The sequence below is a fragment of the Streptomyces yangpuensis genome (assembly GCF_024666385.1).
Classification (GTDB): domain Bacteria; phylum Actinomycetota; class Actinomycetes; order Streptomycetales; family Streptomycetaceae; genus Streptomyces; species Streptomyces yangpuensis.
In genome coordinates this window covers 508,290-525,374 of the sequence record NZ_CP102514.1, presented here as the reverse complement: position 1 = coordinate 525,374, position 17,085 = coordinate 508,290, and the positions used below count along the sequence as shown (strand labels likewise).

Here is a 17,085-nt window from a genome sequence, read left to right as displayed (position 1 = left end):
GGTGGCGACAGCATGGAGGGAGAGCGGCCGCTCGGCGGAACGGTTCCGGGAGGAGGCGACACGGACAGTGAGCAGACATCGCTTTGCGTTCTGCGGTGCGCAGCTCGCCGCCGTCTACGTGGCCGCCGACCAGGACCGGGAGCTCCATCTGGCCGAACTGACCGGAAACCGTGGCGTGCTGTACGGACTGCCGGCGATCCTCGCCGTGGCCGGCCATTCGCCCGCCGCCAACGCCTTCCGCTCCGGCCGCCCGCTGTGGCTGACGCCCAAGGAACTCGCCACGTTCATCGAGGAGGATCCCCACCACTTCCCCACCCGGGTCCGGGACGGAGACCCGACCTCGCCGGCCCGGATCTCGCTGGGCGCCCTGCCCCTGGGCCACGGCGACCAGGAACTCGGCTGCCTGATCGTCGCCGGCGATGTCGGGGAGGGCTTCAGCGCCGACGACCGCAGCCTGCTGGAGCTGTACGCCGACCAGGTGGCCGCCGGACTCGAATCGGTCGCCGCCCGCTTCGCCGGGCGCAGGGCCCCGCAGGCACATCTCGTCCAGTCCCTGGTCCCCGACCAGGGCGGCGCCTTCATCCTCGACCTCGGCACCGGCCGCATGGAGGCCCACGCGCACGTGCTCGAACTGCTCGGCCTGACCCCCGAGCAGTTCGACGGGCAGGTGGAGACCCTGCTCGCCTGCGCCGTCCCGGACGACATGCCCGCGCTGATGGCCGTCGTCGAGCCGGACCGGCTGGCCGCCACCGGACAGCAACTGGCGTTCCGTATCCGCCGCCCCGGCGGCGAGCTGCGCTGGCTGGGCCTGCGCTGCCGGGTGGAGGTGGACCCCGACGGCGTCCCCCAGCGCGTCCTGGGCGTGGTCGCCGACGCCTCCTACCTGCGGCCCAGCGCCGACGAGGTCTCCCTCGTACAGCGGCTGTCGGCCACGCTCGCGGGAGCGGCGACCATCCGCGAGGTCAGCCGGCTGGCGGTCGCCGCCCTGCGCGAGCCGCTCGGCGCCTCCCGGGTCGCCGTCGGCGAGCTGGAACCCGAACGGCTCATCGTCACCGCACTCGACCCCCCGGAGCCGGACGCCTGGCCCGAGGCCTGGCGCGCCGAATGGCGGTCCGAGTGGCCCGACGTGTCACTCGGCGACCTGCCCACCCTGCAGAGCGCACTCCGGGCCGGCCACATGAGCCTGTGGCCGCCGGGCGCTTCGCTCGAACCGGGCCTCCTCGGCGTCGGACCCGGCGGCCTCGCCGTGCTGCCGCTGCCCGCCGAGGGCCGGATGGTCGGGGTCTGCCTGGTGGGGTGGGACGAGGAGCACCGGTTCGCGCCGGAGGAGCGGTCGCTGCTGACCGCGACCGCGGGGCTGGTCGGGCAGGCCCTGGTCCGCGCCCACGCTCTGGACGCCGGCCACGAACTCGCCACCATGCTCCAGCGCAGCCTGCTGCCCCGTAAGCTCCCGGAGCTGCCCGGCGGCGTCGCCGTCGCCCGCTACCTGCCCGCGACGGCGGGCCTCGAGGTCGGCGGCGACTGGTACGACGTCATCCCGCTCGGCGACGCCCACGTGGCGTTCGTCATCGGGGACGTACAGGGCCACAGCGCCGGCGCCGCCACGATCATGGGTCAGATGCGTACGGCGGTCAGGGCCTACGCGGTGGAGGGCCATCCGCCCGACGTGGTGGTCGCGCGGGCCAACCGCCTGCTGGTCGGCATGGAGACCGATCTGTTCGCCACGTGTACGTACGTGGACCTCGACATGGAGGAGGGCATCGCCAGGGTCGTCCGAGCGGGCCACCTGCCGCCGGTCCTGCGCCATCCCGACGGCGTCGCCGAGGAGATGGCGGTCGAGGGCGGGCCACCGCTGGGCGTGCTCGCGGAAGCCGAATTCCCCATGACCGAACTGGGGTTGCTCCCCGGAACTCTGCTCGTCCTGCTGACGGACGGCCTGGTCGAGTCCGCCCGGCTGCCCCTGGAGGAGGGCATGCGGCGGGTGTGCGAGGACCTCGCCGAGGCCGACCCCGATGATGTCGGGGGCGTCGCCGACGAGTTGGTCGCCGGCGTGCGCCGTCGTGACGACGATGTGGCACTTCTGCTGCTGCGCTACGACGGCACCGCGGGCCGGCCCAAACGGGGCCACTGGACGGTGTGGCGCCTGCCCAAGGCCGTTCTGCACGCGCGCCGCTTCACCGCGCGCACGCTGCGGTCCTGGGGTGTCGTGGAGGAGATCGACACGGCTCTGCTGATCGTGTCCGAGCTGGTCACCAACGCGATCGCGCACACGCAGGGCGAGGTGGGGATGGACCTGACGCTGTCGGCGGACCGGCTGCGGATCGCCGTGAACGACGCGTCGCCGCGCAGCCCCGTCAAGCCCGTGTCGGTGAGCTGGGAGTCGACCGGCGGCCGCGGCCTGCTCATCGTCGAGGCGACGGCGACGGCCTGGGGCTCCGTGCCGCTCAGCGGCGGCAAGCAGGTCTGGGCCGAGATCCCCTGGCACGCCCCGACCACCTGACCCGCCACAGCCGGGCCCGATCCCACGGGCACGCCCGGCGCGCGACCGGTCATCCTGCCGCAGAACGTCTGATGAGGCGCCCGTCCGGGCGGTCGATGGCGACGAGTTCGACCTCGAAGCCGTCGGAGTTCACCAGGTACGCGGCGTAGCTCGCTTCGCCACCGGCATGCGGATGGCGATCGGGGAACATCAGACTCCAGCCGTGTTCCCGGCCTTCGGTGACCAGCCGTTCCACCGTCTCGTGGTCCTCCACGTGGAACGCCAGGTGGTTCAGCCCGGGCCGGCAACGGTCGTGCCGGTCGGAGGTGAGGTCCGGGGACCGCTCGAACACCAGGTAGGTCGCTCCGAGCCGCCAGCTGCGTCCGTCGCTCCAGCTCTGGAACGGCGTGTAGCCCAACGCCTGGAGCAGCCAGCCGAACGAGGCGACGGCCCGGCCGAGGTCGGGCACCCAGATCTCGACGTGGTGCAGCATTCCGCCGGCGGCGACCGGTGTGCTGTCGGACATGGCGCGTATGCCTCCTTCTCCGGGCACCTGGGACGGCGCTGCTCATGATGACGCACACCGCGCGCGAGGCAACCGTCCGGGCACCCCGCAGGTCTTTCCTGCCACGGGGCAGGGGTGGCGACGGGGGAGTTCCATGGGAGTCCGCAAGGCGGTGAAGGGGGTCGGTGACTTCCTGGTGGAGACGGTCGGCGAAGTGGTGGCCGAGATCGTGCTGAGCGTGCTCGCCTGCGCGCTGCTCGGCCTGCTGGCCCTGATCGCCTACCTGGCATGGTCCTTCAGCCCGCGCGCGACCCTCGCCGGGGCGGGTGTCCTGAGCCTCGCGCTCGCCCATGGCGCCTGGGTGACCTTCCGCGATCCGGCGAAGGGCCGCGGCCGGCGCGGACTCGCGGCCGTGACCTCGGTCGGCTTCGTCCTGACCGCCGCGACCGCCGCCTTCCTGCTGCTGTACGGCCCGGGCTGCGGATGCCTCTGAACCACCCGGCCCGGCCCTCCGCCCCGGCAGCATCGCATGCACCGGGCCGAGGGTGTACGCCGATCGGCGATCGAGCCTCAGACCCTCAGCAGTCCACCCACCCACCAGTCGTGCGGCTTGCCGTCGTTGGCCACACTGCGATTGCGCAGAGTTCCTTCGACGGTGAAGCCGAGTTTCTCGGCGACGGCACGCGACCCGGTGTTCCCGACCATGGCCCACCACTCGATGCGGTGCACGTCGAGCGCGGTCCAGCCCCAGTCGCAGAGCGCCCGCGCGGCCTCCACCGAGAAGCCCTGGCCCCGCTGCTCCTTGACCGCCCAGTAGCCCAGCTCCCAGACGCCGCGGCTGAGAAGGGTCAGACAGTACGAGCCGACCAGGGCGCCGGTGTCCTTGCGGAACGCGCCGAGCGTGCAGTCCTTGTCCTCGGCCCACTGGGTGGGCAGCGTCTCGCCGATGAGCTTCTCCGCGTCCGTACGCCGGTACGGCACGGGCACCGGCGTATAGAACTGGATGTCTTCGTCCTGACAGGCTTCGTGGACCGCATCCGTGTCGGCAGAGGTGAAGGCTCGCAGCAGCAGACGGTCGGTCTCAATCGTCACCGGATCCATTGCGGCAGTATGAACACCATCCGCAAGCAACGACCAGCGAATATCTCCCGGCGGCCACCGACACCACGGGCCCCGGTGCGGGTCAGGCGGTGGTGCTGTCGGCGACCGGGATGTCCAGGTGGTCGGCCAGGGCGGTGAGGGCCGTACCCAGGGGGAGCGCGACCCGGGTCACGGCGTGCCGGTCGCCGCGGGTGGGGTCCCGGTTGACGATGAGCACGGGCTTGCCGGCCTGCGCCGCCTGCCGGACGAACCGGAGGCCCGACATCACCGTCAGTGAGGAGCCGAGGACCAGCAGCGAGGTCGCGCCGTCGACCAGCGCACGGCAGCGCCCCACCCGGGACGCGGGCACCGTCTCGCCGAAGAACACCACGTCCGGTTTGAGGACGCCCCCGCACTGCGCGCAGGGCACCACGGAGAAGCCGCCGACCTGTTCGTCGGTGAGGTCGGCGTCGCCGTCCGGGTTCAGCCGGGCGGCCACGGGCTCGAAGCCCGTATTGGCCGCCTCCAGCCGTCGCGCGAGGTCGCGGCGTGAGCCGGAGGCGCCGCAGGAGAGGCACACGACCCGGTCCAGGCTTCCGTGGAGCTCCACCACGTCCTCGCTGCCGGCGGCCTGGTGCAGCCCGTCCACGTTCTGGGTGATCACCCCGGCCAGCAGCCCGTGCCGCCCGAACGCCGTGACGGCGCGGTGCCCGGCGTTCGGCCTGGCGCGGCCGAAGGTGCGCCAGCCGAGGTGGCTGCGCGCCCAGTACCGGCGCCGGGCCTGGGCACTCGCGGTGAACTCCTGGTAGGTCATCGGGGTGTGCCGGCGCAGGCTGCCGCCCTCGCCCCGGTAGTCGGGGATGCCCGACTCCGTGGAGATGCCCGCCCCGCTGAGCACCAGTACGCCGCCCGCCCGCAGCGCGTCGGCGACCGGCCCGGGATCCGTGCTGCCGGGCCGCAGGTCCTCGGTGGTGGGTGTCCAGCTCAGGGTGGGGCGCGTACGCATGCGACCAGCGTACGGAACGGGCCGCGGCAGCGCCGTGGCCGGAAGTCGCCCGGCGAAGGTGAACAGGGGGCTACGGGCTGGTAACTTGCGCGAGTTGATCAAGGTCGGAGGCGTGGCCGGCCTACGCGCCCGTCCCGGCCCGAGCCACCCCCCAGTCAAGGAACCACATTGGCACGCACCGTCCGTACGACGGCCCTCGTTTCCACCTCGGCCCTCGCGCTCGGCATCTCCCTCCTCGGCGCCACCGCCCCCGCCCACGCGGCGCAGGCACCCACACCCCACCTGGACTCGATCGAGCAGACCCTGCGCCAGGTCTCGCCGGGCCTGGAGGGCTCGGTCTGGGAGCGCACCTCCGGAAACCGCCTCGGCTCCTCCGCACCCGGCGGCGCCGACTGGCTGCTCCAGACCCCCGGCTGCTGGGGCGACGCCGCCTGCACCGACCGGCCCGGATCGCGCCGGCTCCTGGACAAGATGCGCCAGGACATCGCCGGCGCCCGGGAGACCGTCGACATATCGACGCTGGCCCCCTTCCCCAACGGCGGCTACCAGGACGCGATCGTCGCGGGCCTGAAGGAGTCCGCCCAGAGGGGCAACCGGCTGAAGGTGCGCATCATGGTGGGCGCCGCGCCCATCTACCACTCCACGGTCATCCCCTCGTCCTACCGGGACGAGCTGCTCGCGAAGCTCGGCTCCGCCGCCGCGGCCAACATCACCCTCAACGTGGCCTCGATGACCACCTCGAAGACCTCCTTCTCCTGGAACCACTCCAAGCTGATCGTGGTGGACGGCGGTTCGGTGATCACCGGCGGTATCAACAGCTGGAAGGACGACTACCTCGACACGACCCATCCGGTCAGCGACGTCGACCTCGCGCTGTCCGGGCCCGCCGCCGGCTCCGCGGGCCGCTACCTGGACTCCCTGTGGGACTGGACCTGCCGCAACAGGACCAGCTGGAGCTCGGTTTGGTTCGCCGCCTCGCCCGGCGCGGACTGCATGCCCACCCTGCCGCGGCCCGCCTCTCCCGCGGGCGGCGGGGACGTGCCCGCGCTCGCCGTCGGCGGCCTCGGTGTCGGCATCCGCCAGAACGACCCCACCTCGTCCTTCCGCCCCGTCCTGCCCACGGCCGGTGACACCAAGTGCGGCATCGGGGTGCCCGACAAGACCAACAACGACCGGGACTACGACACCGTCAACCCGGAGGAGAGCGCCCTGCGCGCCCTCGTGTCCAGCGCGACCTCGCACATCGAGATCTCCCAGCAGGACGTGCACGCCACCTGCCCGCCCCTGCCCCGCTACGACGTACGCCTCTACGACGCCCTCGCCGCGAAGCTCGTCTCCGGCGTGAAGGTCCGCATCGTGGTGAGCGACCCGGCGAACCGCGGCACCATCGGCAGCGGCGGCTACTCGCAGATCAAGTCGCTCTCCGAGGTGAGCGACGCCCTGCGCGGCCGGCTGACGGCCCTGACCGGTGACGGCGGCCGGGCGCGCACGGCTCTGTGCGAGAACCTGCAGCTGGCCACGTTCCGCGCGTCCGACCGCCCGACCTGGGCGGACGGAAAGCCGTACGCCCAGCACCACAAGCTGGTCTCCGTGGACGGATCGGCCTTCTACATCGGCTCGAAGAACCTGTACCCGTCGTGGCTGCAGGACTTCGGCTACATCGTCGAGAGCCCGGCCGCGGCCGGACAGCTGCGGAGTGATCTGCTGGATCCGCAGTGGCGCTACTCGCAGGCCACCGCGACGTACGACTACGCCCGCGGAATCTGCCAGGGCTGACGGGGCCGGCGTCACCCCGACCCACCGCCCACCACCCCGACCCGTGCGCTCCGTCCCGGCCTCCCGGGCCGGGCGGAGCGCCCTTCCTCGGCACGCACCAACGGACGGACTTCGCCTACAGCGGGGGAGACCCCGTGTGGACCGACGTGTCGGCGTGCCGCAGCTCGGCGAGCAACTCGCTCTGCCCGACCAGCAGTTCGGTGAGGATGCGTCGAGCGGCCCGCAGCAGTTCCGCCACATCGCCACCGGCGAGGGCATAACTGACCGTCGAGCCGTCGCGTATGGAGATCACGATGCCGGATCGGCGCAGGACCGCGAGTTGTTGCGAGAGATTCGACGGTTCGATCTCGATCTCGTTCAGCAGCTCGCGCACGGGTACGGGGCCGTTCTGAAGCAGCTCGAGTACGCGGATGCGGACGGGGTGTCCGAGCATCCGGAAGAACTCCGCCTTGGCCTGGTACAGCGGGACCTGCATGTGGCAACGCTCCTACCCGGGTTCTGACCAATGGACGGGGACGGCGTTCGGTACTGCCGGGCCCGCCCCCGGTGACCATGACCAGCCATTCTCCTGTACCCCGACCCCGACCGAACGACCGGTGACGGCATTCGGATGTGCCGAGTTGAAGATTTCTTCAACTCATGGGCACAAGGAAACGGGGTACAGGAAGGCGGCTAAAGTTCCAGGTCGGCTTCGATGCGCTTGAGCTGGTGCCGGGCCATGGCCAGGTTCGACTTGGCCTTGTCCAGGACGATGTAGAGGAACAGGCCGTTGCCCCCGCGCCCCTTGAGCAGCCGGATCAGGTGGTACTGATTGCCGAGGGTGATCAGTACGTCCTCGATGTCCTCCTTGAGGCCCAGCATTTCCATGGTGCGGGTCTTCGCCCGGATCACGTCGGTGTTCCCCGCGGCCGCGACCGTCAGGTCGAGATCCTTGCTGCCCCCCAGCGTGCCGAGAGCCATGCCGCTCGTGTAGTCGACCAGTGCCGCTCCCACGCTCCCCTCGATCGAGGTCATGGCCTCTTTCAGGGACGTCTCTACGTTCATCGTTGCAGCCTCTCGTTTCTCACGACCCTGGCCGGCTTCGCGCCTCCGGCCGGGTTGGACTGGAGGGACGCTACGCGCCGGATACCGGGGCCGTGGCGAACATCAGGTATTCGGGGAGGATATGGACCTCCATCCGCTAAAGTTCGGGCCCGCGATCACCCGACTGCCGGAAAACACCGGGGAGCCGGCACCGGACGCGGGCGTTCCGACCGGCGGACACGCTGCCCGCAGCGGTGGATCCGTGCAGTTCAGCACCGGTCGGTGCGCCGACGGCACGCCTTCGCGACGCCAAGTAGGCTCCGAGCCCGGCAGGTTGGCGGGTTTGGCCGACAGAAGCCGGTCGCGATCACTGGCGGGACGATGTCAGTGGTGATCGGTACGGTCGGCGGACCTGATCAGCTGAGGAGCGCCCACCATGAGATCTCCGGCCGAACTGGACCAGGTCCAGTGGCACGACCTGACCCATGCCTACGGACCGGCCGCGGACGTACCCGAGCTGATCAGAGCCCTCTACGAGGACGACGCCGACACGGTCGGCGAGGCGATCCACGAGCTGTACGGCAACATCCACCACCAGGGCACCGTCTACCCGGCCTCCGCACCCGCAGTGCCGTTCCTCGCGCACGCCGTGCTGCACGTCCCCGGCCGGCGCGACGAACTGCTGACACTGCTCGCCGTCCTCGCCGACCACGACCCGGAGGACACCGGATCCCCGCACTGGCCCGGCCGTCCCGTCGCCGCGATCTGCGCCGAACTCGCCTGCGTACTACCGCAGTTGCTGCCCTGCCTGGCGGACGCCGCGCGCCCGGTGCGCAGGGCCGCGCTCCGAGTGGTCGGCGCCGTGGCCGATCTCCTGCCTGCCGAGGTCCGGGCCGCGGCCGAACGCCGCGTCGACGAGCTGTACGCCAGCGATCCCGTACCGGCCGTACGGGCGGACGCCCTGGTCGTCCTCGCCCGGCTGGGCCGCGAGACCGAAGCCCTCGACAGCCCGTTCCCCGAAGTCCGGCTGGCGGCGGCCCTGCTCGCCGCCGAAGGGTCCGGACCCCCGTACGAGAAGCGGCTGGTGGACGTCTTCGCCGAGGACGGGGCCGAGCCGGACCCGGGAGACGACGGCTCGGCCTGGGCGGGCACCACCTCACCGGACGACCGGCTCACCCACCTGCTCACCCGCGACGTCGACGCCGGCCTCACCGTGGCCGCCCGCTGGATCGCCGCCGGAGACCTCGGATCGCGCGGATCCCGGCTCGCCGGGCAGATCGCCGAGACCTGGCGCGACCGGGAGCCCGAGGTCCTCGGCCTGATGCTCGCCGCCCTCCCGCACCAGAAGGACGCCCCCGGCCGGGCCGCATGCCTCACCACGATCGGCCAGTGGATCGAGCGCCTTCCCGAGCCCGGCGCGGACCTCAGGGACACGCTGCACCAGTACGCCCGCTCGGCCGACGAGAGCGAAGCCGCACCCGCACTCCTCGCCCTGGCGCGCTCACGCGACCCCCGAGCCCTGGAGCTGGTACTGCGCACTCCCGGCCCCGGCACGCTCAGAGCCGCCGCCTCGGCCTGCCCCGGGGCGGCCGACCGGCTGCTGCCGGAGATCCGCCGCGCACTGGCCTGCGGCGCCACCGGCAACGAGGCCATCGACCTGATCGGCGCCCTGACGGGACTGGGCGCCGCCGCGCGCCGGGCGCAGCCGGAACTGCTCGACTGCCTCCGCACCCGCCGCGCCGCCGTCGTCGCCGCCCGGCAGGTCGGGCTCAACGGCGTCGTGACCCCCGAGATCACCGCCCTGCTCCACGAGGCCACGCACAGCACCGACCCCTCGCTCAGGGCCGCCGCCGCCCTGGCCCACCACCGCCTGACCGGCGACGCCGCCCCCGCGCTGCGCGTCTTCGAGGGCCTGCTCGCCGCCCGGGGCCCCGTCCACTGGCACCTGAGCAGCCTTCCGCCGCTCGGCAGCGCCGCCGCTCCTCTGCTGCCGCTCATCGAGCCGCTGCTGACCGCACGCTACGAGTGGACCCGGATGGCAGCCGCCGAGGCCCACCACACGGCCACCGGATCCCCGGAGCGGGCCGTCCCGATCCTCGCCGGACTGATCGGCCCCACCCCGGTCGGGCTCTCCGCCCTCAAGGCCCTCGCCGCCATCGGCCGGGTTCCCGAGGAACTCCGCCCCGCGCTGCGTGCCTTCGCCGTCTCCCCGCTGCGCCTTCTCCCCGCGACGCCGTTCTCGGACGTCCACCCCGACGAGGAACTCCGCGCTCTGGCCCGGAGCCTGCTCGAGATCCACTGAACCACCCTGCCCCTCGCCGCTGCGGCGTGTGCCGATCCCGGACTCCCCGCCGCGCCGGCCGTCCTGATGTCCTCTCCGGGGCTCTTCTCACGCAGGCCGCACGATGAACGAGAAGAAGTGACATGGCCTGATCGGGCGTCACTTAACGTGTTTAGAGCGGCTGATAATGGAAACGCTGAGTAGCCACAGGGTGTAAAGGTCAAGGCGAAAGGCGGGACTCATGTCCGTGAGCATTGCAATCATCCTCGTCGTGGTGGCGGCATCCATCGCTGCGATCGCGCTCTTCCCGGCGGTGGCACCCGCGCAACCCGACCAGAGCGCAGTCCGATCCGATGACGACGACCCGCGCAGGACCGACCCGGGGCGACCTCCTGCCCGCCGACTGCGCACCATCCCACCGCAGCAGAGCAGGGAACACCGGCGCAGCTTCGGCTGATTCGCCGGCCCCGGCCTGCCCCGCCCCGTACCGGCCGGGCAGGCCGCGCTCCGCGCCGAACCCCCCGCCGCCGCCCGCGAACCGGCGCGGCGCGGTACCGCCACCCACTGAGGCCGAAGTGCCGTCCGGCCGGCGGTCGGCGCCGGTCGTGGTCGCAGCCACCTGTGACGGCGTCACCCGGCCGAGGGGGCAGACCACCGGCTCAGGAGCAGGAGCGAACCGCATCGTCCCAGGCACGAGGGCTGCGGTGGTGGTTCTTGTGCCCCGCGGCAAGTACGTGGCGCAGTTCGGCAAGGTGCCGGGTGTCCGTGGGAAGGTCGAGCCGGCCGAGGACGGCCAGTGCGGCAGTCGGCTCCAGGTCGCCGTAGACGTCGTGGAAACTCGCCAGGAGGCCGCGGAAGACGGCCGGGTGCAGGGCGGGAAGCCGCATGGCGGTGCGGTACGTCGGCTCTTTCACCCGGTAGCCGTCCCACAACACGTCGGCCGGCAGGGGCCCCTCCGGACCCTCGTTCGCGAACCGGATCTCGCACGTGACCCAGTATTCCTCGAGGAGGTCCAGCAGCCCGAAAGCCAACCGCACCTGGTCGGCTGTATCCAGGTCTTCGGCGAACACATCACCGGCCCAGGAGTGCGCCACCTGGTTGGCGGTGAGCAACATGCCCGGTTCCTCGTCGGTCACCCACCCGTCGCGCACCCCGCTGACGCCCTGATCAGCCAGCCAACACCGCGCCGCCTCCTCGGCTCGCATCTCCACTCGGTAAGTATGACAAGCCTCGCAAGCCGTGGGACGGGTGGTGGGCCCGCGGGTCGGCCCGGTCCCACCACCCGCGCGTCGTCTACCCCGTGGGGCCCAGGTACGAAGGCGGCTGGGGGCGGTGGGTCAGGGAGCCGTCGGGAGGCCGGGTCACCGCGGCGGCCGCGCGCAGGAGGCGTTCCACGGCCCGGGAGCGATGGGTGAGCCTGAGACGGCGTCCCTGCCGGGGCCACCAGTCCAGGGCGGCCAGGAAGCCCGAGTCGCAGAAGGTGATCCGCGAGCAGTCCAGCACCAGGCCGGTATGGCCGTTGTCGGCGGCCGAGGCCAGGAACGCCCTCAGCGGTGCGGCGCTGAAGTGGTCGATCTCGCCCGCGAGGTGGACGACCAGGGTGGTGCCGAGGGTGGTGCAGGAGTGGATGAGTATGACGCCGGGCGCGGTGTCCGCGCCCGAGTCGTGCACGGTGGGCGGCGCCTCGGCCGTGCGAGGGACGGACAGTATCGGGGCGGTGCTTGAGGTATTCACGTCTCCGTCAACGCCTCCCGCCCAGGGCCGGGCAACGACCTGCGCGCGTCTTTCACCCCATACGACCAGCGGAGATCCCCGGTCGGGGGAAAGATCCACCCGGACGAGGCAGCAGGGCGCCCGAGCGGGGCCAGAGCGGGTGCCCGAGCGATCCCCGCCCGGGCGCCACGGCACGGTCTGCCGCCGCCGCGGTCAGACCCGCCAGGACAGCCAGGGGTCCTCACGGCAGTCCTGCTGGAAGGCCGGATCGTTCGCCCCGCCGCCGACCCGGGCCGCCACGCATTTGCCGCTGTTGACGTTGACCAGCTGCCACGCGGCGGAGGCGGCGTGGAAACGCAGGGTCCACAACTGGTCGGGGAACAGCCCCTGACGGTCCCCGCACAGGTACTGGGTGACCGCGGCGTCGTTGGTGACCCGGGCCGCGTCCACGGACAGGCACAGGCCGCTGAAGCGGTTGCGGATCGAGTACACGGTCCCGGCCGCGGCGCCCGACTCCTTCGTGAGGTGCCACAGCTGCTCGTGATCCTCACCGCAGTCGGCCAGGGCCAGAGGGTCGGCCGGGGTGGTGCTGTCCGGGGGCACGCTCAGGCACCGGTTGCTGCCGGCGTTGGCCAGCCGGAGCAGACCGGCGGCCGGCAGGGACGGTTCCGCCCCGTCCGGGGGCGTCCGCGGGGCGGTGGGGGAGGGCGGCGTGGGCCCGCCGGCGCCCGGTGCGGGAGCGGGCGGGGTCGCCGGCCCGGGCATCGGCGGTGGCGCGCCGGGCGGACTCCCGGCCGGTGCCGTGGCGGGTGCGGATGCCGACGCGGGGGCGGAGCCGGACGGTCCGGCGGACGCGGGCGTGGTGCCGGCCGCGGGGCCGGTCTGCGGACCGCCCCGGGTGTGCGCGTACGGCTGTACCGGACCTGCTCCGACCGGTACGACCAGCGGCTGGCGGCCCCCGAGGACGACCAGCACCGCCGCGGTGATCGTGACGACGCCGAGCACGGCCGCGGCGACGAAACCGGCACGGCCCGGCGTGGCCCGGGTGACGGCCGGGGGTGTCACGGCGAGCGTGCCTCCCGGGCCGGGGGTCCGGGACCGCACGGCCGGGGTGCCGGGCACGGCGGTCACGGGCGCCGCCGCCGGGCGGTCGGTGCGTTCCAGGACCACGCCCTCGATCGGCCCCCGGTGGGCGAGGCACTCCTCGTACGCGTCCTGTTCCAGGCAGCCCGCCTCCCATTGGACGTACTCCAACACGTCCGCCGTCCGCGCCAGTTCGAGGGCGAGCCTGCCGCTCCCCGGAAGCAGTGCCCTCGGCCCGCTCGGGGCGGCCCCGAGCGCGGTGATCCGCCGGGCCGTCGCGCGGACGGCCCACACCGCGGCGAGCTGCTCCATCGCACGGTTCAGCAACCCGTCCCCGGTGCCGCCCGCTCCGGCGAAGACAGGCTCGGAGGCCGACGCGGAGACCGGCTCGGAGACCGGCTCGGAGGCCGACGCGGAGGCGGGCTCGGGGGCGGGCCGGGGCGCCGCCGTCGCCTTCGACCGCGTCGACCCGGGATCCCTCGCCGCCGCGCCTTCCTGCTCGGCCAGCAACGTGGCGATGACCGAAGCCAGCTGCCGCACGATCCGTTCCGACTCCGCGAGATCCGCCTCGGCGCGCCGCAGCGCCTCGTCGAGCCGGGCCGGGGGCTCGGCCTCCACCCCGGCGACCAGGGCCGCGTCGTGCAGCCGTCCGGCCCGGCGCAGCATGTCCTCGCGGCCACGCCCGTCGCGCACCCGGTCCCGTACCACCGCGTTCAGCCGGCCCAGCGGGATGATCCGGATTCCGGAACGGTACTCGCCCCAGCTGGTCTTGCCTCCGCCGTACCGCTGGGCCATCTCGCGCACGGTGAGCCCCGCGGTGAGCTCGACCAGGAACCGGGCGAGCTCGTCCGCCGCCCGCGTCGCACCCTTCATGGCCCCCTGCGGGCGCCCCGCTCGCGCCATGCTTCCCCCTGATCCGTCCGCGGACAACCGGGGTTGTCCGACCTCCCACGACCGGCGAAGTCCGGGACCACGGAACACCGGCCGGTCGGTACCGTCCAGCGGAAGGCATGCGGTTGTCTCGAATCCACCGCGCAAACGTCCGCACGCCGGGCATCGGCCCGGACCGGCGGCCTCGGCCGCCCCGGTCAGCCGGTGCCCGTGCGCCTCCAGGTCACGGACAGGGCGAGGCCGTGGCCCGGGTGCAGGGGTTCGAGCACCAGGCGGTCCGGGTCGACGAGGGTGGCGCGGCGGCGTAGTTCCCGGCCCGGCCTGAACGGCCAGGTGCCGATGACGACCCGGTGCACGGCCTCGTCGCCCTCGGTCCGGAAGAGCCCTGCGTAGGCGAACGTCCTGCCCAGGCGGAGGGGGCGTTCGACGTGCAGCTCCATCACCGTCGTCACGGTGCCGGCGGCGGTGTAGACGAGCGTGCCGGTGGCGGCGGCGGGAACGCGCCGGGAGCGCCAGCGCACGCTCGAACCGGTGAGCTCCCAGCACCCCACCAGCGCGCCCTGCGGCAATCCGTTCATGTGGCCCGGGATTCGCTCTGGCCGAGCGGAGTCTCCGCAGGCGCATCGCCGGCGCCGCCTCCCGTACCGCCCCCGGGCGAGCCGCTGCGGGAGGGCCCCGGCTGCGGGGTGGCGGCGGTGGGGCCCGGGGTGGGGCGGCCGGTATCGGCTTGCGGTTCACGGGTTCCTTCGGTCGGGCGGTCGGGCCTGGATCCGCCCCGGGTGGGCGGACACACGGCTCGTCCTGACATTCGAAGATCCACACAACACCACCCCCGCTGTCCGGCCGATGACGTAATCTGCCGAAACGGGGGCGCGATCCGCGCGGTCAGCAGACAGATCGATGGCGGGAGTGGATGACATACCGGGGGAACGACGGAGTGCCGGGTGAAGCCGGCTCAGGCAGCGGAGCGCCGCGGCCGGCCCGCACCTGGAACTCGGGGCTGTCGGGCGGGGAGTTCGCCGCGATCAGCGGGGTCGGGTTCGAGCCGGTCGGGCAGGTGCTCGGCACGGCCGTCTACAACATCGGGTACACGGGCGTCTGGGGCTGCCCCGGCAACTGGTCGGTCACCGACGACAACAAGACGGTGCCGTCGTCGAGATGGACGTCCTCCCTGTCACAGCTGGTGCGGACGATGTACGCGGCGCGCAGGTCGGCCCTGGCGCGCGCGGTGGCCGAATGCGGGGCGCTCGGCGGTGACGGAATCGTCGGCGTGGAGCTGTGCGTCGGTGAATTCCCGGCAGGCGGGCTGGAGTTCACCGTGCGGGGCACTGCCGTCCGGGCCCGGTCGCGGATCCGGCCGCGTGCGCCGTTCACCTCCCACCTGGGCGGCCGGGACTTCGCCGCGCTCATCGGGTCGGGGTGGGTGCCCGTCGGACTCGCCTTCGGCATCGCCTTCGCGATCCGCCACGACGACTGGCGCACCTCCCTGCGGATCCCCTCCAGCGCCAGGAACCAGGAAGTCGACGGCTACACCCAGCTGATCGGACACGTCCGCCGGGAGGCGCGCAGGCAACTGGCCGTCGACACGGCGCAGCACGGCGCCGACGGGGTGGTGGTGGACGACGTGGAGTTGCGCGTGGGCGAGAGCGAATGCCCCTCCTACGGGTCGACGCGCGACGTCACCGCCGAGGCGGTCTTCGTCGGCACCTCGATCGCCCGGTTCGGCCGCTCCGGACGGCCCGCGGGCGCCAGACCGCCACTGACCATCATGAGACTGGAGCGAGAGCGCTGAGATGACCGAACGAACGGGGCGGGACATGATCGGGGAAGCCGCGCAGCCGGCGGACGAGGGTGCGGCCGAGGATGCCATGCGCCGGCTCGCACGGCTCCAGCCGGGTGAGAAGGGCTCGCCGGGGGAGAAGCGCGGGATGTTCACCTCGGACCTGACGGTGAACGAGTTCCTGCTGGTGCGTGAGGCCGGCTTCCGCCCGCTCGGTCTCGTCCTCGGTTCCTCCGTCCATCACGTCGGCCTCCAGCTCGGCCGGTGGTCGAAGAACCAGGAGCTGACCAAGCTGTCGCAGGCCATGTACCAGGCGCGCGAGTTCGCGATGAGCCGGATGGAGGCCGAGGCGAGCGCTCTGGGGGCGGACGGGATCGTGGGCGTGCGGCTGGACATCGAGTTCAAGGAGTTCGGGTCGGACATCGCCGAGTTCATCGCGGTCGGCACGGCGGTGAAGGCGGACGGCGCCGACCCGGGACCGGCCGGGACGTGGCTCAACAACAAGGGCAAGCCGTTCACGTCGGACCTGTCCGGCCAGGAGTTCTGGACGCTGATCCGGGCCGGGTACGCGCCCCTGGACCTGGTCATGGGGTCGTGCGTCTACCACGTCGCGCACCAGCGCTTCACCCAGGTGCTCAGCAACGCCGGCCGCAATGTCGAGATCGAGCCGTTCACCCAGGCCCTGTACGAGGCGCGCGAACTGGCCATGAGCCGGATGCGGGCAGAGGGCCAGGTCCTGGACGCCGAGGGCATCGTGGCGGTGCAGCTGAAACAGCACTCGCACACCTGGGGAAGCCACACCACCGAGTTCTTCGCCATCGGGACGGCGGTGCGCCCGCTGTACGACGACCACGTCATCGACCGGCCGGCCATGGTGGTGAGCCTCGATGCCTGAGCCGAAGCCCGGAACGGAGCCCGGGGCGGAGCCCGGGACGGACGTACGACTGCTGGCCGCGGCGCTGCGCCGGGACAGCGCCGACCTGAACCTCTACGCACAGGTGCTGTCGGCGGGTCTGGCGGATTCGCTGCCGCCCGGCGCCGTGCGGGTCCGGCGCAGGCGCTCCCTCGTGGAACGGGTGGCCGGGCGCGAGGGTGCTGTCGTGGAACTGGACGTCGCCCTCGGAGAGCAGAGGCTCGCGCTGCGGACGGAGCGTGGGCGGGTGGCCGGGGAGGTCCTGCACGAGGTGCGGGGCATCGTGCTGTCCCGGCGCCAGGTGGAGCTGGACGAGTGGATCGATGTCCTGGCCCGGTGCCTGGCGAAGGCCGCGGCCTCGAACGCCCGGGCCCGCGCGGCCGTGGAACGCTTCCTGAGCTGAGCGCCGCGCGTGTCGGCCGAGCGCCGCCGTGCTGCCCGAGCCCCGCATGCCACGTCGACCGCCGTCGAGCGCTGCGCGAGCCCGCGGACCGCCGCCTACCACGTCCTACGGCAACTGCGGCTGCCCCGGGAGGCGTTCATAACCGACGGAAT

17 protein-coding genes are annotated in these 17,085 nt (G+C 72.7%); 8 read left to right on the top strand and 9 right to left on the bottom strand.

The genetic code is table 11. The features are described from left to right. The first annotated feature begins 67 nt into the window (after window positions 1-67). Window positions 68-2,500, top strand: a complete 2,433-nt coding sequence (locus tag NRK68_RS02555; protein WP_183065952.1) for a SpoIIE family protein phosphatase — start codon at window positions 68-70, stop codon at window positions 2,498-2,500. 49 nt (window positions 2,501-2,549) lie between these two features. On the opposite strand, the gene NRK68_RS02550 is transcribed toward NRK68_RS02555, so the two are convergent. Further along, the gene (locus tag NRK68_RS02550; RefSeq protein ID WP_257854744.1) at window positions 2,550-3,005 is read right to left on the bottom strand and encodes a VOC family protein; all 456 of its coding nucleotides are present in this window, start codon (window positions 3,003-3,005) and stop codon (window positions 2,550-2,552) included. A 133-nt stretch (window positions 3,006-3,138) separates the two neighbouring features. Between NRK68_RS02550 and NRK68_RS02545 the strand changes: the two genes are divergently transcribed. Beyond that, window positions 3,139-3,477 carry a lysine transporter LysE gene (locus NRK68_RS02545; protein WP_183065953.1) on the top strand — a complete coding sequence of 113 codons (339 nt, stop codon included), beginning with the start codon at window positions 3,139-3,141 and terminating at the stop codon, window positions 3,475-3,477. Between the two features lie 77 nt (window positions 3,478-3,554). On the opposite strand, the gene NRK68_RS02540 is transcribed toward NRK68_RS02545, so the two are convergent. Together NRK68_RS02540 and NRK68_RS02535 are read right to left on the bottom strand one after the other, a co-directional pair. Next, window positions 3,555-4,085: a GNAT family N-acetyltransferase gene (locus tag NRK68_RS02540; RefSeq protein WP_183065954.1), complete on the bottom strand. Its 531-nt coding sequence runs from the start codon at window positions 4,083-4,085 to the stop codon at window positions 3,555-3,557. Between the two features lie 82 nt (window positions 4,086-4,167). Beyond that, window positions 4,168-5,070: an NAD-dependent protein deacetylase gene (locus NRK68_RS02535; protein WP_183065955.1), complete on the bottom strand. Its 903-nt coding sequence runs from the start codon at window positions 5,068-5,070 to the stop codon at window positions 4,168-4,170. Window positions 5,071-5,238: 168 nt separating this feature from the next. Between NRK68_RS02535 and NRK68_RS02530 the strand changes: the two genes are divergently transcribed. Further along, a complete protein-coding gene (locus NRK68_RS02530) occupies window positions 5,239-6,846 on the top strand; it encodes a phospholipase D-like domain-containing protein (RefSeq protein ID WP_257854740.1) in 1,608 nt (535 codons plus the stop codon). Between the two features lie 115 nt (window positions 6,847-6,961). On the opposite strand, the gene NRK68_RS02525 is transcribed toward NRK68_RS02530, so the two are convergent. Together NRK68_RS02525 and NRK68_RS02520 are read right to left on the bottom strand one after the other, a co-directional pair. Then, a complete protein-coding gene (locus NRK68_RS02525; RefSeq protein WP_046778275.1) occupies window positions 6,962-7,321 on the bottom strand; it encodes an ArsR/SmtB family transcription factor in 360 nt (119 codons plus the stop codon). Between the two features lie 197 nt (window positions 7,322-7,518). Next, window positions 7,519-7,890 (bottom strand): hypothetical protein, encoded by a 372-nt coding sequence (locus NRK68_RS02520; protein ID WP_030963640.1) that lies wholly within the window; start codon window positions 7,888-7,890, stop codon window positions 7,519-7,521. A gap of 415 nt (window positions 7,891-8,305) precedes the next feature. Here NRK68_RS02520 and NRK68_RS02515 point away from each other — a divergent pair, with 415 nt between their 5' ends. After that, complete coding sequence (locus tag NRK68_RS02515) at window positions 8,306-10,171, top strand: hypothetical protein (RefSeq protein WP_257854736.1); 1,866 nt, start codon at window positions 8,306-8,308, stop codon at window positions 10,169-10,171. 226 nt (window positions 10,172-10,397) lie between these two features. After that, on the top strand, window positions 10,398-10,607 hold the full coding sequence (locus NRK68_RS02510) for a hypothetical protein (RefSeq protein ID WP_183065958.1): 210 nt from the start codon (window positions 10,398-10,400) through the stop codon (window positions 10,605-10,607). A gap of 202 nt (window positions 10,608-10,809) precedes the next feature. On the opposite strand, the gene NRK68_RS02505 is transcribed toward NRK68_RS02510, so the two are convergent. The 4 genes from NRK68_RS02505 to NRK68_RS02490 form a co-directional block, all read right to left on the bottom strand. Further along, window positions 10,810-11,265, bottom strand: coding sequence for a hypothetical protein (locus NRK68_RS02505; RefSeq protein ID WP_257854734.1), 456 nt, complete (start codon window positions 11,263-11,265; stop codon window positions 10,810-10,812). 178 nt (window positions 11,266-11,443) lie between these two features. Continuing rightward, a complete protein-coding gene (locus NRK68_RS02500) occupies window positions 11,444-11,884 on the bottom strand; it encodes an STAS domain-containing protein (protein ID WP_183065959.1) in 441 nt (146 codons plus the stop codon). A gap of 192 nt (window positions 11,885-12,076) precedes the next feature. Further along, window positions 12,077-13,819 (bottom strand): RICIN domain-containing protein, encoded by a 1,743-nt coding sequence (locus NRK68_RS02495; RefSeq protein WP_257854733.1) that lies wholly within the window; start codon window positions 13,817-13,819, stop codon window positions 12,077-12,079. Between the two features lie 215 nt (window positions 13,820-14,034). Beyond that, on the bottom strand, window positions 14,035-14,415 hold the full coding sequence (locus NRK68_RS02490; RefSeq protein WP_257854732.1) for a hypothetical protein: 381 nt from the start codon (window positions 14,413-14,415) through the stop codon (window positions 14,035-14,037). A 335-nt stretch (window positions 14,416-14,750) separates the two neighbouring features. Between NRK68_RS02490 and NRK68_RS02485 the strand changes: the two genes are divergently transcribed. From NRK68_RS02485 to NRK68_RS02475, 3 genes are read left to right on the top strand one after another with little or no spacing between them, the layout of a single operon-like run. Further along, on the top strand, window positions 14,751-15,629 hold the full coding sequence (locus tag NRK68_RS02485) for a heavy metal-binding domain-containing protein (protein ID WP_257854731.1): 879 nt from the start codon (window positions 14,751-14,753) through the stop codon (window positions 15,627-15,629). A gap of 1 nt (window position 15,630) precedes the next feature. Then, window positions 15,631-16,512, top strand: a complete 882-nt coding sequence (locus NRK68_RS02480) for a heavy metal-binding domain-containing protein (protein ID WP_257854729.1) — start codon at window positions 15,631-15,633, stop codon at window positions 16,510-16,512. After that, window positions 16,505-16,933 carry a hypothetical protein gene (locus NRK68_RS02475; RefSeq protein ID WP_257854727.1) on the top strand — a complete coding sequence of 143 codons (429 nt, stop codon included), beginning with the start codon at window positions 16,505-16,507 and terminating at the stop codon, window positions 16,931-16,933. Before NRK68_RS02480 ends, NRK68_RS02475 begins: the two co-directional genes overlap by 8 nt. Window positions 16,934-17,085: the final 152 nt, after the last annotated feature.